The 15,003-nt window shown below is 58.9% G+C and carries 9 protein-coding genes; 3 read left to right on the plus strand and 6 right to left on the minus strand.

From position 1 onward, the window contains the following. Positions 1-49 precede the first annotated feature (49 nt). Positions 50-1,294 carry a Glu/Leu/Phe/Val family dehydrogenase gene (locus RIB87_RS04845; protein ID WP_350144090.1) on the minus strand — a complete coding sequence of 415 codons (1,245 nt, stop codon included), beginning with the start codon at positions 1,292-1,294 and terminating at the stop codon, positions 50-52. Between the two features lie 148 nt (positions 1,295-1,442). Here RIB87_RS04845 and RIB87_RS04850 point away from each other — a divergent pair, with 148 nt between their 5' ends. Beyond that, positions 1,443-2,567: an efflux RND transporter periplasmic adaptor subunit gene (locus RIB87_RS04850; RefSeq protein WP_350144093.1), complete on the plus strand. Its 1,125-nt coding sequence runs from the start codon at positions 1,443-1,445 to the stop codon at positions 2,565-2,567. Between the two features lie 29 nt (positions 2,568-2,596). After that, positions 2,597-5,710 (plus strand): efflux RND transporter permease subunit, encoded by a 3,114-nt coding sequence (locus RIB87_RS04855; RefSeq protein WP_350144095.1) that lies wholly within the window; start codon positions 2,597-2,599, stop codon positions 5,708-5,710. Positions 5,711-5,719: 9 nt separating this feature from the next. Here RIB87_RS04855 and RIB87_RS04860 read toward each other — a convergent pair whose 3' ends face one another. Continuing rightward, a complete protein-coding gene (locus tag RIB87_RS04860; protein ID WP_350144097.1) occupies positions 5,720-8,092 on the minus strand; it encodes an efflux RND transporter permease subunit in 2,373 nt (790 codons plus the stop codon). Between the two features lie 139 nt (positions 8,093-8,231). Between RIB87_RS04860 and RIB87_RS04865 the strand changes: the two genes are divergently transcribed. Further along, on the plus strand, positions 8,232-9,326 hold the full coding sequence (locus tag RIB87_RS04865) for a dienelactone hydrolase family protein (RefSeq protein WP_350144099.1): 1,095 nt from the start codon (positions 8,232-8,234) through the stop codon (positions 9,324-9,326). 68 nt (positions 9,327-9,394) lie between these two features. Here RIB87_RS04865 and RIB87_RS04870 read toward each other — a convergent pair whose 3' ends face one another. The 4 genes from RIB87_RS04870 to RIB87_RS04885 all read right to left on the minus strand — a co-directional run bounded on the left by RIB87_RS04870 (position 9,395) and on the right by RIB87_RS04885 (position 14,935). Then, on the minus strand, positions 9,395-10,657 hold the full coding sequence (locus RIB87_RS04870) for a cytochrome P450 (RefSeq protein WP_350144102.1): 1,263 nt from the start codon (positions 10,655-10,657) through the stop codon (positions 9,395-9,397). Between the two features lie 120 nt (positions 10,658-10,777). Then, positions 10,778-12,055, minus strand: a complete 1,278-nt coding sequence (locus RIB87_RS04875) for a cytochrome P450 (RefSeq protein ID WP_350144104.1) — start codon at positions 12,053-12,055, stop codon at positions 10,778-10,780. 304 nt (positions 12,056-12,359) lie between these two features. Beyond that, a complete protein-coding gene (locus RIB87_RS04880) occupies positions 12,360-13,337 on the minus strand; it encodes an NAD(P)H-dependent flavin oxidoreductase (protein WP_350144107.1) in 978 nt (325 codons plus the stop codon). Between the two features lie 158 nt (positions 13,338-13,495). After that, positions 13,496-14,935 (minus strand): efflux transporter outer membrane subunit, encoded by a 1,440-nt coding sequence (locus tag RIB87_RS04885; RefSeq protein ID WP_350144110.1) that lies wholly within the window; start codon positions 14,933-14,935, stop codon positions 13,496-13,498. Between the last annotated feature and the right edge of the window lie 68 nt (positions 14,936-15,003).

The raw sequence follows: 15,003 nt of genomic DNA on the forward strand, positions 1-15,003 counted from the left end.
CGGTTGATCCGGCGTGCCGTGTCAGCCTATCACTCAAGCAGCCAGACCGTCATTCGTTGAACAGCCGCTGCGTGCCCATGGCCTCAAGAGCGTCAGCAAGTCGCAACGCGGCGATCCTATAGGCCGCATCCCGCAACCCCGTGCTGTCCTCGTCAGCTCTTTGCGCCACAGCCTTGGCAATCCGCACCATCCGCGCATCAAGATCAGCAAACACCTCATCGCGGCTCATCTGCATCCCGGAAAGGTTCTGCGCCCACTCCAGATACGACACGCTGACCCCGCCCGCATTGGCCAGAATATCGGGAACCACATGAATGCCCCGGTCCTCCAGCGCATCGCCGCCGGACACCGTGCAGGCCTGGTTGGAGATTTCGACCACCGCCCCTGCCGCAACACGTGCTGCGTTGTCGCCGTCAATCCAGCCGCCCAACGCGGCAGGCACCAGCACGTCGCAGTCAGCCTGACGCAGATCATCGTCCGGTGCCGGGTCCGCAAAACCTTTGAGGCCGCCATGTTCGCGCTTGTAGGTTTCAGCCTCAACCGGATCAATTCCGTCACGCGACACAACACTGCCGCTTGAATCCGACAGCCCGGTGATGACGTAGCCTTCCGCAACCATATCGCGCGCAAATTGTGCACCGGCATTGCCAAAGCCCTGAATGGCGAGGGCTGCCTTGTCGCCCAGACCCAGATGGTCGCGCAGCGTATGCACAACTTTGGCGGCACCACGCCCGGTCGCCTCCGCACGTCCTTCTATGCCGCCGAGCGATACGGGCTTGCCGGTAATGCCGGCAGTGCGCGCCGTCCCTTCAAGCGCTGCAAGCTCATCTGCCATCCACGCCAGCACCGTACCGTTTGTGTTGACGTCGGGCGCCGGGATATCGCGGCCCTCGCCAAGGTCATAGCGCAACGCCCGCACATAGCCGCGCGCCAGCCGCTCAAGCTCGTGAGAGGTCAGATCGCGCGGGTTGACCGCAACACCTCCCTTGCCCCCTCCAAAGGGCAAGCCGGCCAGTGACGTCTTGAAGGTCATCAGAAACGACAGTGTTGCCACTTCATCGGCGTTGACGCTTGGATGAAACCGGATGCCGCCCTTGGCCGGGCCCAGCGCATTGGAATAGACCGTACGCCAGGCAGGAAATGTGCGAATAGCACCGCTGCTCATGCGCACCTTGATGCTGGCCGCCACACTGCGGGTTGGATGCCGCAGGATTTCCCGCACATCATCGCTTAGCGACAACGCTTCAGCGGCACGCTCAAAATAAGCGCACACATCAAGATCAGATGAGCCCATTCCAAATCTCCTCGCAAGAACAGCGCGCTGACACTAGGAGCGTCACAAGAAAATGTCATTTTCTCAGTTCAACAGTGGTGCTCTAGTATCAGTGACTTAGGTGTAGGGTAGTCAGTGAACCACCCTTCCGGACATGGATATGTGCCAGATGCAGCCTGCAGCAATGTTATTCATCCGCGCCATAGTCGCGACCCTTCTCGCACTCGTGATGGCGAGCGGGTTGGCAGGTGCTGCAAATGCACAGGGCCGTGGCGGACCACCGCAGGTATTTGTGCAAACCGCCACCAACTCTACCTTCGTCGATCGCATTGAGGCCATAGGCACCCTGCGCGCCAACGAAACAGTAGAGATCACGGCCACCGTCACCGACACCGTGACCGGCGTCTATTTTGATGATGGCGCACGCATGGCCGAAGGCGACACGCTGCTGACTATGGCTGACGGTGAGGAACGCGCGCTGCTGGAGGAAGAGAACGCGGCCGCCGAGGAAGCCCGCCGCCAGCTCAACCGCGCACAGAGCCTTGTGGGTCAGGGCACGATTTCGCGCTCGGTGCTGGATGAACGTCGCCGCTCTTATGAAACAGCCGTCGCCCGCAGGCGTGCATTACAGTCGCGCCTCTCAGACCGCGTTATCACCGCACCCTTTGATGGCGTGGTCGGGCTGCGCCGTATTTCGGTGGGCGCTTTGGTAACGCCCGGCGATGTTATTACCCGCATTCACGACGACAGCGTGATGAAGCTTGATTTCTCCGTGCCGTCAGCATTCCTCGCAAGCCTTGAACCGGGCATCGCCATTCGCGCCAAGGCCCGCGCCCTGAACAATCGCGTGTTTGACGGTGAAATCTCCAGCCTCGACAACGAGATTGACCCGGTGACGCGCTCCATCATCATTCGTGCGCTGTTACCCAACCCTGATAAAGTGCTGCGACCTGGCCTGCTGATGTCCGTCGAGTTACTGCGCAACCCGCGCGAAGCCGTCACCATTCCCGAAGATGCGCTGGTGCCGATTGCCCGCGAAGTCTATGCATTTGTGGCAATCGAGCAGGATGGTGCGACTATCGCAGAGCGCCGCCGCATCACTATAGGCGCGCGCCGTCCCGGCGAAGTTGAGGTTGTCTCAGGTCTGGCTGCGGGCGAGACCGTTGTCACCCATGGCGCGCTGCGGCTGCAGCCGGGTCAGGAAATCATCATCCGCGCAACAAGCATCCAGGGCGAAAGCCTGCAGCAGATGCTGGGGCCGGATGCGGCAACAAACACACCTGCAGGCGGTTAGAACCCGCATGGAGAGCTAAGGCACACATCATGTTCCTGTCAGACCTGTCCGTTACCCGCCCTGTGTTTGCCATGGTATTGGGCATTCTTCTTGTGGTGTTCGGCATCGTGTCGTTTACCCAGCTTCCCCTGCGCCAATACCCTGACATTGACCCTCCCGTCGTCAGCATCGAAACCGGATACCCCGGCGCGGCAGCTTCCATTGTTGAAACCCGCATCACTGAGATCATCGAAGATCGTATTTCAGGCATTGAAGGCATCGATTTCATTGAAAGCAGCAGCGAGGACGGTGAAAGCAACATCACCATCCAGTTCAAGACCGGCCGCAACGTGGATGCTGCCGCAAACGACGTGCGCGACCGCGTATCGCGTATCCTCGACAACCTGCCCGAAGAAGCGAACCCGCCGGAAGTCCAGAAGGAAGACAGCAACCAGGACGTAATCGTATGGATGTCGCTGTCGAGCCCGGAAATGTCCGTGCTCCAACTAACCGATTTTGCCGAGCGCTACGTGCTGGATCGTTTCTCCGTGCTGCCCGGCGTGGCGCGCGTGCGGCTGTCTGGTGCCAAGAGCTATTCAATGCGCATCTGGCTGGACCGGCTGGAGATGGCCGCGCGCGGCCTGACCGCAACCGACGTCGAGCAGGCGTTGCGGGCTGAAAACGTCGAACTTCCCGCAGGTGCCGTAGAGAGTCTCGAGCGCCAGTTCACAGTGCGCATCGCACGTTCATTCAATAACGCGGACGATTTTGCACAGCTTGTGCTGGCCCGCGGCGACGACGGCTACCTCGTTCGCCTTGGTGATATTGCCCGCGTCGAGCGTGCGGCAGCCGAAGAGCGCACATTTTTCAGAGGCAATACCCTGCCGCGCGTTGGCCTTGGGATCGTCAAGCAGTCAACCGCCAATACCATTGAAGTGGCTCGCGCCGCCCAGGCTGAGGCCGCACGCCTCAACCCGACACTTCCTGATGGAATGGAAATCACCACCAGCTTCGACACGTCCATCTATGTCGAGCAGGCGATCAACGAAGTGTACAAGACGCTCGGAATAGCCATGGTGCTGGTCATTCTGGTCATCCTTGCGTTTCTCGGCAATCTGCGTGCCATGCTGGTGCCGGCCGTCACCGTGCCAATCTCGTTGATTGCCAGTTTCACACTCATCCTGATGCTCGGTTTCTCCATCAACCTGCTGACACTGCTCGCGCTTGTGCTCGCCATCGGCCTGGTGGTGGACGACAGCATCGTGGTGCTTGAAAACATCCAGCGCCGCATGGACGAGCTGCGCGAAACACCGCTGGTGGCAGCCTTTGAAGGCACCCGTCAGGTGGGCTTCGCGGTAGTGGCCACCACCATGGTGCTGATCTCTGTATTTGTGCCCATCGCCTTCACCGAAGGAGACATCGGCCGCATCTTTGCAGAGTTCGCGCTAACCATGGCCGCCGCAGTGGCGATATCGAGCCTGGTTGCACTCACCATCTCGCCGATGATTGCATCCAAAATCCTCAAGCCCGGCATGTCCGACACCGGCATAGGTGTACGCGTCGAGAGCGCCCTGCGGTCAGCGCGTGCCAGCTATGGCCGGATGCTGGAATGGTCACTGGCCCGTCCGGCAATTGTTGGCGGCGCATTTCTGGTTTTGCTGGCCGGCACAGTCGGGCTGTTTTCACTGCTGCCCAGCGAATATTCGCCGGAGGAAGACCGCGGCGCATTTTTCATCATCGTCAACGGGCCTGAAGGCGCAACTCACACCTATATGAATGAATACATGGATGAGATTGAAGCACGCCTTGTGCCCTACCTTGAGTCCGGTGAAATGGGCACGCTGCTGGTGCGCAGTCCGCGCAGCTTTGGCAACGTCACAAGTTTCAACACCGGCATCGTCATCTCCGTTCTCAACGACTGGTCGGACCGTCGTTCCGCTTTCGTCATCATGGATGAAATCAGGCAGAACCTATCGGACCTTCCCGGTGTGCGCGCCTTTCCGGTAATGCGGCGCGGCTTTGGCGGCGGCACGCAAAAGCCGGTGCAATTCGTGATCGGCGGCGGCACCTATGAAGAGCTGGCGCAGTGGCGCGACATCATTCTGGCGGAACTCGAAACCAACAATCCCGGTCTTGAAGACATCGACTGGGACTACAAGGAAACCCAGCCCCAGGTTGAGGTGGATGTGGATTACGACCGAGCCGCCGAACTGGGTGTGACGGTCTCGACCATCGGCCGCACATTGGAGACCATGCTCGGCTCACGCCGCGTCACCACCTATATCGATGGGGGCGAGGAGTATGATGTTATTCTGGAAGGCGAACGCGACGCCCAGCGCACACCAACTGACCTGCAGAACATCTATGTAAGGTCAGCGCGCTCAGGCCAACTCATTCCCCTGTCCAACCTTGTGAACATCTCGGAGTCCGCCGGCTCGACAACGCTCAACCGCTACAACCGCGTGCGGGCCATTACACTGGAAGCAGATCTTGCGGACGGCCTGACGCTGGGCGAGGCGATCAACCACCTCAACGCCATTGTGGACGCCAAACTGCCGGATACCGTCGTGGTGGATTACAAGGGCGAGTCACGGGACTTTTTCGCCGCCAGTGGCGCGCTGTTGTTTGTATTCCTGCTTGGCATCGCCATCGTATTTTTGGTGCTGTCTGCCCAGTTTGAAAGTTTCATCCACCCGCTCATCATCATGCTGACGGTGCCTGTGGTGATCGGCGGCGGACTGCTGGGACTGTGGCTGACCGGCTCCACCCTCAACATCTACAGCCAGATCGGGCTGGTGATGCTGGTGGGACTCGCCGCCAAAAACGGCATTCTCATTGTCGAGTTTGCCAACCAGCTGCGCGACAAGGGTATGGAGTTTGGCACCGCACTGCGTGAGGCATCCCTCACCCGCTTCCGACCGATTTTGATGACCGGCATCACAACAGCCGCAGGCACATTCCCGCTTATTGTCGGCTCAGGGGCAGGCGCTGAAACCCGTGCTGTCATCGGCATTGTCGTGCTGACAGGTGTGCTTACATCCGTCGCGCTGACATTGTTCGTTGTGCCGGTAGCCTACAACCTGCTGGCCCGCAACACCGGGTCTCCCGGCGATGTGCGCCGTCGTCTGTTCCGCGAACGCCCGGCTAATCAGCCTGCGGAGTAACGCCGGCGCTCACTTCGCGGCCTTCACTTTGCGTGGCGCAACCTGCTCCAGCGCCCAGGCCAATGCCGGCAACAGCGTGACCGCACCAATCATGTTGACCAAAAACATGAACGACAGCAGCAGCCCCATGTCTGCCTGAAACTTGAGCGCCGAAAACGCCCAGCTTGCAACGCCAACGGCCAGCGTCAGCCCGGTGAACACAACGGCCATGCCGGTCTCCTGCATCACCTTGGGAAAGGCCTCTTCAATAGGCACGCCCGCTTCAAGCCGGAACTGCAATCGGTTGTAGATGTAAAACGCATAATCAACACCAATGCCCACCGCCAGCACCAGCACCGGCAGGGTGGACGACTTGAGGCCGATGCCCAAAACCGTCATGAACCAGTATCCCACAAAGGTCGCCACCAGCAGCGGCGCGCAGCAGCAGATGACAGCCCGCCAGTCGCGGTAGGCAAACCCCACCAGCATAATGATGGCGATGAACACATAAATCAGCATCGGCATTTCGTTCTCAGCGATCACTTCGTTGGTCGCGGCAATGATGCCTGCATTACCCGTCGCAAGCCTCAGCGTGAGACCTTCGGTCTGGTTTTCGGCAATATAGGTTTCCGCTGCGGCCACAACGCGCTTCACGGTTTCAGCCTTGTGGTCCGTCAGAAACGCAATCACCGGCATGACATCGCAGCGGCGATTTATGAGGCCGGTGCTGGATGGAATGGGTGCCGTGACCAGCCCAAGCGTCACCGAGTTGCGCGGCAGGGCCGTCCATTTGAGATCGTCCTGCATCCACAGGCGCATGTTGTTTTGCGCAACGGTGGCCGCCGACACAACGGCTGCCACACCTGGCACATTGGCCATGTGCCAGCCATAGGCTTCAATGGCGCTCATGTACTTGTGCTCAATGCACGCCTCTCCCGGTGCCTCGATGACCGTCACAAACGCATCAAGCGAAATGGCAAAGTTCTCGGTGATGAACTGAACATCCTGATTGTAGCGCGCGTTTTCCCGCAGTTCCGGCAGCCCGGCGTGCAAATCGCCCACATGCCTGTCACGGGACTGATAGACCGACACCACAAACAGCACGGCCCCAACTGCCAAAACCACCTTGGCGGGGCCGGGTCGCGCAACACCACCCAGCCGCCGCATCATCTCTGCGCGCGAGGCGCGCAGCTTTGTGATTTGAGCCACAAAGGTTTTACGCGGCGTCATGTATGACGCGATAAGCGGCAGCATGATGAGATTGGAAATAATCTTCAGCGCAATGCCCACCGTCGCCACAACGGCCATTTCCTGAATGATGGGAATGGGCACAAGTGCCAGCGTAAGAAAGCCCACAAGGTCTGTTATCAGCGCCATGGAGCCGGGCAGAAACAAGCGGCTGAACGTTGACCGCGCCGCTTCATCAGCCGTGCGCCCTTCAATCAGTTCGCTCGTGAACAAATTGATCTGCTGCACGCCATGACTGACGCCAATGGCATACACCAGAAACGGCACCAGAATGGCCAGCGGGTCCAGCCCGTAGCCCAGCAGATACAGGACACCGAACTGCCAGATCACGGACGCAAGCGAACTGCCCACCGCCAGCACCGTGAGGCGAAACGACCGTGCATAAAAGTAAACCGCTATCGCCGTCAGCAGGAACGCCAGTGCAAAAAACACAACAACACCGCGCGCACCATCGGCAATATCGCCAATGCCCTTGGCAAACCCGATGATGTGGATCCTGACCTCATCGTCTTCAAACTTGCCGCGCAGCCCGGTTTCAAGCTGATGCGCAAGTTCGATATAATCCAGCCGTTCGCCCGTAATCGGGTTGATTTCGGCAAGCTCGAACCGAATGAGAACAGCACTATTGTCAATCGCCACATACTGGCCCGCAAATCCGCCGCGCACAGTGTCAATGCGAATGTCCTCGAGCGCTTCAGGCGTAATGCGCTCGCGCGTGACATGGGCGGGGATCAGGTTGTAGGCGCGAAAGCCTTCTTCGGTCACTTCAACCACACGGGTGTTGGGTGTCCACATGGAGCGGATCGTCGCGCGATCCACACCAGGCAGATAAAACACCTCGTCAGAAATATCGTAGTAGCGGGTGAAGAACTCGGGCGTCCAGACGTCGCCACTTACCGCCTCCACCGCCACCATCACCGCATTGGCGCCGGGCAGTTTCTCACGATAATCCGTGAACGTCTCAATATAGGGATGTTCGTCCGGCAACTGCTTGAGGAAGCCCGCATCCACAGAAAGCTGCGTCGCCAGAACGCCGGTGACAAGCGTCAATAACGCAAAGGCAGACAGGATGATGCCCCGGCGCGCAAACAACACGCGCTCGGCCGCCGAAACAAAATCACCGAGACGACCGGGCGCAACAGATGGTGCAGACATTTATGAAAACCCTGGAACAAGAGACTGGTGCGGATCTGCGCACCTGATTGTGCTCGCACATCTCCAACCTCCCCACAAGAGATGCACATCGCCACACATAGTTTTTGATTAGATGCCGGTTTCATGGCCAACTGCTGGCATGGCAAACACCGCCTCACCCAACGGTGAACTTATCGCCGCAATGACAGCACTCCTGCCGCCCCTGCTGGTGGCACTGGATACGCTTGAATACGTCGCCCGCAAGCTGCACCCACCACAGCTGGACGAACTGACAGACCACGTGGCAGGGGTCGATATGGCCGTGCGCGATGCCCGTCCTCAGTTTGAGACAGCGCCCTGGCCAGACCATCTTCTCCCCATGCGCGATCGTGTGCTCAAGGCGGCCGACGAAGTGCTGGCCGCCTATGGCGAACTGACGGCTGCCCGCAACGCGGCCAACCCCATTATGGATGTCTTCAAGGCGCTGCGTCACACACCGCGCGCGAGCGAAGCCATCTATCCGGTATCTGCCATTCTGCCGCCCGTCAGCCGGTATTTTCTAGACCCGGACATGCGCGACGACACAGCGCGCCTGGACGCCCTGTCAACTGGCGCGGACCGCGACAACACCGGCGTGATTGAGGCCAGCAACGAGCGCGGCCAGCGCGGCGGTTTTTCACTTTATGTGCCGGAAGATTATGACGAAACCCTCGCCTGCCCGCTGGTAATGGCGTTGCATGGTGGTTCGGGGCACGGCCGGGGCTTCTTGTGGACGTGGCTGCGATCGGCCCGCAGCCGTGGCGCGATCCTCATCACGCCAACGTCACGCGGCGATACCTGGTCGCTGATGGGGCCGGACGAAGACACACCCAACATTGAAGCGATGCTGGCGCATGTGCGCAGCCGCTGGAATATCAATGCCGATAAAATGCTGCTTACCGGCATGAGCGACGGCGGCACTTTCTCCTATGTCAGCGGCCTGCGCGAGGAAAGTCCGTTTACGCACCTGGCCCCCATGTCGGCCGCCTTCCATCCGATGCTGGCAGAAATGGCCTCAGCCACGCGCACGGCGAACCTGCCGACCTATATTGTGCATGGTGAGCTTGATTGGATGTTCCCAAGCAAGTTTGCCGAACTGGCAGCGCAAACCCTGACAGCAGCAGGCGCAAAGGTGGAGCTGGAAATCATTCCGGACCTGTCCCACACCTATCCGCGCGAAGTGAATGCCCGCGTAATGGATTGGTTCCTCGCATAACCGGGCGCACAAAAAAATGGTGCCCCGCTAATGCGGGGCACCATGATCAGAACGGCGTACAATCTGCTCTAGGCTGGAATGCGCACCGGCATATATGTGTAGCCCTTCACGAAACAGCCGGATGACCGCGTCGGCTCCGCCATGACTTCAATCTTCGGGAACCGTTTGAGAATTTCTTCCCACAGGATCTTGATCTGCAGTTCGCCCAGCCGGTTGCCAACGCAGCGATGAATGCCATAGCCAAATGACATCTGCCGACGGGCATTTGCGCGGTCGATAATCACCTCGTCTGGATTCTCGAAAACTTCGGTGTCGCGGTTGCCGGACACGTACCACATGGCAACTTTGTCACCTTTCTTGATCTGCGCTCCGTTGAGCTCAATGTCTTCAAGGGCGGTGCGACGCATATGCGCCAATGGTGTTTGCCAACGAATGATCTCGGATGAGAGGTTCGGGATAAGGTCCGGGTTGGCAATCAGTTTGTCGTATTCGGCGGGAAACTTGTTCAGGGCATAAACGCTGGCGGTCATGGAATTGCGCGTGGTGTCGTTGCCGCCGACAATCAGCAGAACAATGTTTCCCAGATACTCCATCGGGTCCATGTTCTTGGTCGATTCACCGCGTGTCAGCATGGTGATGAGGTCATTGCCCGGCGTCTCGGAGTTGACACGCTCATTCCAAAGCCGGGTGAAATATTCAAGACACTCCAGCAGATGCGCCTTTTGTGCTTCCTCGCCGCCCTCGACATCTTCGGATGCTGTCGTCGCCATGTCTGACCAGAAGGTCAGCTTGCGCCGGTCCTCGAAGGGAAAGTCAAACAGCGTTGCAAGCATCATGGTGGTCAGTTCGATGGAGACTTTGTCCACCCAATCGAATGTTTCACCGCGTGGCAGGCTGTCCAGCACCTTGCCCGTGCGTTCGCGGATCAGACCTTCCCAGTTTTTCAGATTGGCCGGAGCCACAATCGGCTGCACGGTCTTGCGCTGCTCGTCGTGCTTGGGCGGGTCCATGGCAATGAACATGGGAAGCTGAAAATCTTCCAGACCATCGGAAAGCGTAATGCCGCCGTGGGTCCAGTCTGACGAGAACACGTGGTGGTTTGTATCCACCGCCATGATGTCTTCGTAACGGGTAACCGACCAGAACGCGCCGAACTCTTCATCGTAGGATTTATGCACCGGCGATTCTTTGCGCAGGCGCTCGAAATAGGGCCAGATCGCATCCGCCTCAAAGAGGCGCTTGTCGGCCGGATTGATGTCCTCAAGCGGCATACTCCATGCGCGCTTTGTATGGTCAATATCCGCCTGCGGTTCTGCAACAGCCTGTGACATAAACTTCTCTCCTGTTCGCGATCCGATATTGCCGACCCGAATGTTAACGCATGGAATATTAATGCCGATGCCCACATTACGTGAGCGCTCCGCATATGATTTTCAACGGCCCCACACGCGTTACGCGGGAATGCGCACCGGCATGTAGGTGTAGCCCTTCACAAAGACTGACTTCGTGCGGGTCGGCTCGTCCATGAGCTCAATCTTGGGGAAGCGCTTGAGCACTTCTTCCCAGAGGATCTTGATCTGCAACTCACCCAGACGGTTGCCGACACAGCGGTGAATGCCATAGCCGAATGACATCTGCCGCCGGGCATTGGCGCGGTCGATAATCACATCATCAGCGTTATCGAAAACATCCGCGTCACGGTTGCCGGAGACGTACCACATAGCAACCTTGTCGCCCTTCTTGATCTGCGCACCGTTGAGCTCGATGTCTTCAACAGCCGTGCGACGCATATGCGCAAGCGGCGTCTGCCAACGGATGATCTCGGACGACAGGTTGGGGATCAGGTCGGGTTTCGCCAGCAGCTTGTCGTATTCAGCCGGGAACTTGTTGAGCGCATAAACGCTGCCGGTCATCGAGTTGCGGGTCGTGTCATTGCCGCCAACGATGAGCAGAATGATGTTCCCCAGATACTCCATCGGGTCCATGTTCTTGGTCGATTCACCGCGCGTCAGCATGGTGATGAGATCGTTGCCCGGCGTGTCGGAGTTGACCCGGTCGTTCCAGATGCCTGTGAAGGCTTCAAGGCACTCCATCAGTTCGGCACGCCACTGCTCGTCGTCCGCCACGATGTCCGGGTTGTTGCGGCCCGTCGCCACATCAGACCAGCGCGTGAGCTTGCGGCGCTCTTCAAACGGGAAATCAAACAGTGTGGCGAGCATCATGGTGGTCAGCTCGACGGACACATTGTCCACCCAGTCAAATGTTTCACCGCGCGGCAGGCTGTCCAGAATCTGGCCCGTGCGCTCGCGGATCAGGCCTTCCCAGTTTTTCAGATTGTTGGGCGCCACAATCGGCTGCACTGTAATACGCTGTGCATCGTGCTTGGGCGGGTCCATGGCAATGAACATGGGAAGCTGAAAATCAGAAATCTGATCGAACAGTGTGATACCGCCGTGTTCCCAGCTTGAGGAAAAAACCTGGTGGTTGGTGTCCACCGCCATGATGTCTTCATAGCGGGTCACCGACCAGTAATCACCAAAGTCGGGAGAGTGTCCTTTGTGCACCGGCGCTTCTTTACGCAGGCGCTCAAAATAGGGCCATATGGCATCAGCCTGAAAAATGTCCGGGTCTGCCACATTGATGTCTTCTAACGGCATGGACCATGCGCGTTCTGTATGATCGACGCCGGCAGCATCGGGGGCTGGTGTGTCAGCTATAGCCTGAGACATGACAGAGTTTCCTTCCAAACAGCAGTGCGGGACTAACCACGCACACAAACTGATATCTCCCTCCCTCTTTTGGCCCGTACGCCGGGCGGAGAGTGGAGAAGCACGTTGCGCCGCAGGAGTGCCTGCGACCATTTTTCCAAGCGTAACGCAACGCAGAGCGGGTTTCGAGCAAAAAGATGACGCTAGCGTCATTTTTGCTGCAGCGCGAAAAGCGCGCAGCAATGGCACGCGCGGGCGAAAAAAAAGCGGGTATCTCAAAAGGAGAATACCCGCTTTTTGTACATGTCAGCCTGTCTGGCGGCAGTTAAGCCGCGCGGAACCCCTGCAGGCGCTTGGAAATAATCTCATCCGCTTCGGCCATGATCCGGTCGATCAGTTCCTTACAGGTGGGAATGTCATGGATAAGGCCCGCGACCATGCCGCAGCTCCAGCCGCCTGCATCCATGTCGCCATCTTTCATGATGCGCGGATAGACGCCGGCCACTTCTTCGGCGATGTCGGCAAACGACAACTTGTCGCCCATCTCCTGCTCTTTTTGCAGCAGACGTTCCACGGCGTGATTGTTCAGAACCCGCTCGGTGTTGCGCAGCGGGCGCATGATGAGGCGGGTGTCGAGTTCGCTGGCAGCAATCAGTGCCTGCTTCACGTTTTCATGCACCGGCGCTTCCTTGGTGGCAATAAAGCGCGTGCCCATGTTCATGCCCTCCGCACCCATGGCCATGGAAGCAACCAGGCTGCGGCCATCCGCCATGCCACCTGAAGAGACGAAGGGGATTTTCAGTTCTTCCGCCGCACGCGGCAGCAAAATAAAGTTCGGCACATCATCTTCACCGGGGTGGCCGCCGCACTCAAACCCGTCAACGCTCACAGCGTCGCAGCCGATGGATTCGGCCTTCAGCGCATGGCGCACGGACGTGCATTTGTGAATAACCTTGATATCGGCTTCCTTGAGGGCGGGCAGCCACTTGGCCGGGTTGTTGCCCGCCGTCTCAACCGCCTTGACGCCACTCTTGATGATGACATCCACAAAGCCCGGATAATCAGGAGGTGTGACGGCCGGCAAAAAAGTAAGATTCACGCCAAACGGCTTGTCAGTCATGCCCTTGCAGCGCTCAATTTCAGCGGCCAGCTTTTCGGGCGTGCCTTGCGTCAGACCCGTGATGATGCCCAGGCCGCCCGCATTTGAAACAGCCGCCGCCATCTCGGCAAAGCCCACATAGTGCATTCCGCCCTGAATGATCGGATGTTCAATTCCAAAAAGCTCTGTAATCCGCGTGCGCATAAGTGCCACCCCTGTTTGCCGGTTTCGTCCGTCTTTGCGACAGACCGTTGTTACGCAGGCGCGCAGCCGCACGCCGTTCGGCCCGCATTCTGGCGACCTGAACCAAAAAAGCTAGTGGGTTTGTTTTTAAAACTGGAAGATCGTTTTCGAGGAGCGGTTTACAAGCCCGCAGCCAGCGCATCCGGTGCATCTGCCCATGTACCACCCAGCGCACGGAACAGATCAATCTGGAAATCCGTTGTGCTGGCCTGCGACTGCGCAAGGGTGATGTCCGCCTCCGCCAGAGTGCGTTCAGCGTCGAGCACCGTGATAAAATCATCCGCCCCAAGCTCATAGCGCGCCCGCGCCATCTCGACCGATTGCGCCGCCGTATCGCGCGCACTGGCCAATGCGGCCTGGCGCTGCAGCTCGGCGGCATAGTTCTGCAGGGCAATTTCTGTTTCTTCGAGCGCGGCCAGCACCGTCTGGTCAAACTGCGCCAGCGCCTGCGCCATGCCCGCTTCGGCACTGCGCACTCGCGCACGTCCCGCCCACTGATTGGGAAACGTCCACGAGATCAGCGGCCCGGCCGAGAAAGACAGCGCGCCGTCTTCCTTGAGGCTGGCAATTTGCAACGCACTTGTGTTGATCGACCCGCCAAGCGTGATCTGCGGATACAGCTCTGCCACTGCAACGCCGACCCGCGCAGCGGATGCTTCAAGCGCACTTTCGGCTTCGCGCACGTCGGGACGGCGGGCAATCAACCCGGCGCCGTCACCGACAGGAATAGTCGCTGCCACAACAGGTGCCATCATACAGTCAGCACCAACATCCACCATGGCGCGCGGTGGCTCGCCGACAAGCGTACCCAGCCGAAAGCGAGCATTTTCACGTGATGCCTTGAGTTGCGGCAACGACGCACGGGTGTTTTCCACATTTACCTGCGCGCGCACAATATCAAGCTTTGTGCCCTGGCCGCCGTCGGTAAGCTGGCGGGTGAGATCAACCGTGCGTGACTGAAGGTCAAACGTGTTTTGCGTCACGGCAATCTGCTGGTTGGCCGAACAGATATCCGCATAGGCCCGCGCCGTCTCAGCGGCAATGGTCAGACGCGTATTGTAGAGGGCGGCCTGCGCCGCGCGCGCATCTGCCCGCGCGGCGGCAACCGAGTTGCGCACGCGGCCAAACAGATCGATTTCGTAAGAAAGGTTGAAGCCGGATGAATAGGTGAGGTCTTCAGTGTTGGCCCGCTGCGTCGGCAATGGTCGTGCCTCACGCTCATAGCTGGCACCCGCCGTAACATCCGTGGACGGAATATAGTCGCTGCGACTTTCGCTCAGCGTTGCCAGCACGCGATCAAGATTGGCCGCCGCCGCCTTGAGGTCATTGTTCTGTGCAAGCGCTTTTGTGACGTAACTGTTGAGAACGTCGTCATCATAAAGCCGCCACCACATGCCTTCAGGTTTGGCGGTTGAAACCGGCGCGACGCTGGCCGTGACGAACTCACCCATTGCAGCCGGTGCCTTGGCAACAACCGCATCTGGCATGTCTGGCGTAAACGAGCAGGCTGCCAGAAAGGCACCCGCAACAACCGGCAAACCGCGCATGTAGCTGGACATTCTCTCACCCCGGACACAGCCCTGGCGTCAGGACTCTTGGATTTCCAAGGTCGAGTGTTGTCACAGTT

Source organism: Pyruvatibacter sp. (assembly GCF_040219635.1).
GTDB lineage: Bacteria > Pseudomonadota > Alphaproteobacteria > CGMCC-115125 > CGMCC-115125 > Pyruvatibacter.

Excerpts from the sequence above, each read along its gene's own strand:
- RIB87_RS04845 (WP_350144090.1), bottom strand. The coding sequence starts at position 1,294 with ATGGGCTCATCTGATCTTGATGTGTGCGCTTATTTTGAGCGTGCCGCT.
- RIB87_RS04850 (WP_350144093.1), top strand. The coding sequence starts at position 1,443 with ATGCAGCCTGCAGCAATGTTATTCATCCGCGCCATAGTCGCGACCCTT.
- RIB87_RS04855 (WP_350144095.1), top strand. The coding sequence starts at position 2,597 with ATGTTCCTGTCAGACCTGTCCGTTACCCGCCCTGTGTTTGCCATGGTA.
- RIB87_RS04860 (WP_350144097.1), bottom strand. The coding sequence starts at position 8,092 with ATGTCTGCACCATCTGTTGCGCCCGGTCGTCTCGGTGATTTTGTTTCG.
- RIB87_RS04865 (WP_350144099.1), top strand. The coding sequence starts at position 8,232 with ATGGCAAACACCGCCTCACCCAACGGTGAACTTATCGCCGCAATGACA.
- RIB87_RS04870 (WP_350144102.1), bottom strand. The coding sequence starts at position 10,657 with ATGTCACAGGCTGTTGCAGAACCGCAGGCGGATATTGACCATACAAAG.
- RIB87_RS04875 (WP_350144104.1), bottom strand. The coding sequence starts at position 12,055 with ATGTCTCAGGCTATAGCTGACACACCAGCCCCCGATGCTGCCGGCGTC.
- RIB87_RS04880 (WP_350144107.1), bottom strand. The coding sequence starts at position 13,337 with ATGCGCACGCGGATTACAGAGCTTTTTGGAATTGAACATCCGATCATT.
- RIB87_RS04885 (WP_350144110.1), bottom strand. The coding sequence starts at position 14,935 with ATGTCCAGCTACATGCGCGGTTTGCCGGTTGTTGCGGGTGCCTTTCTG.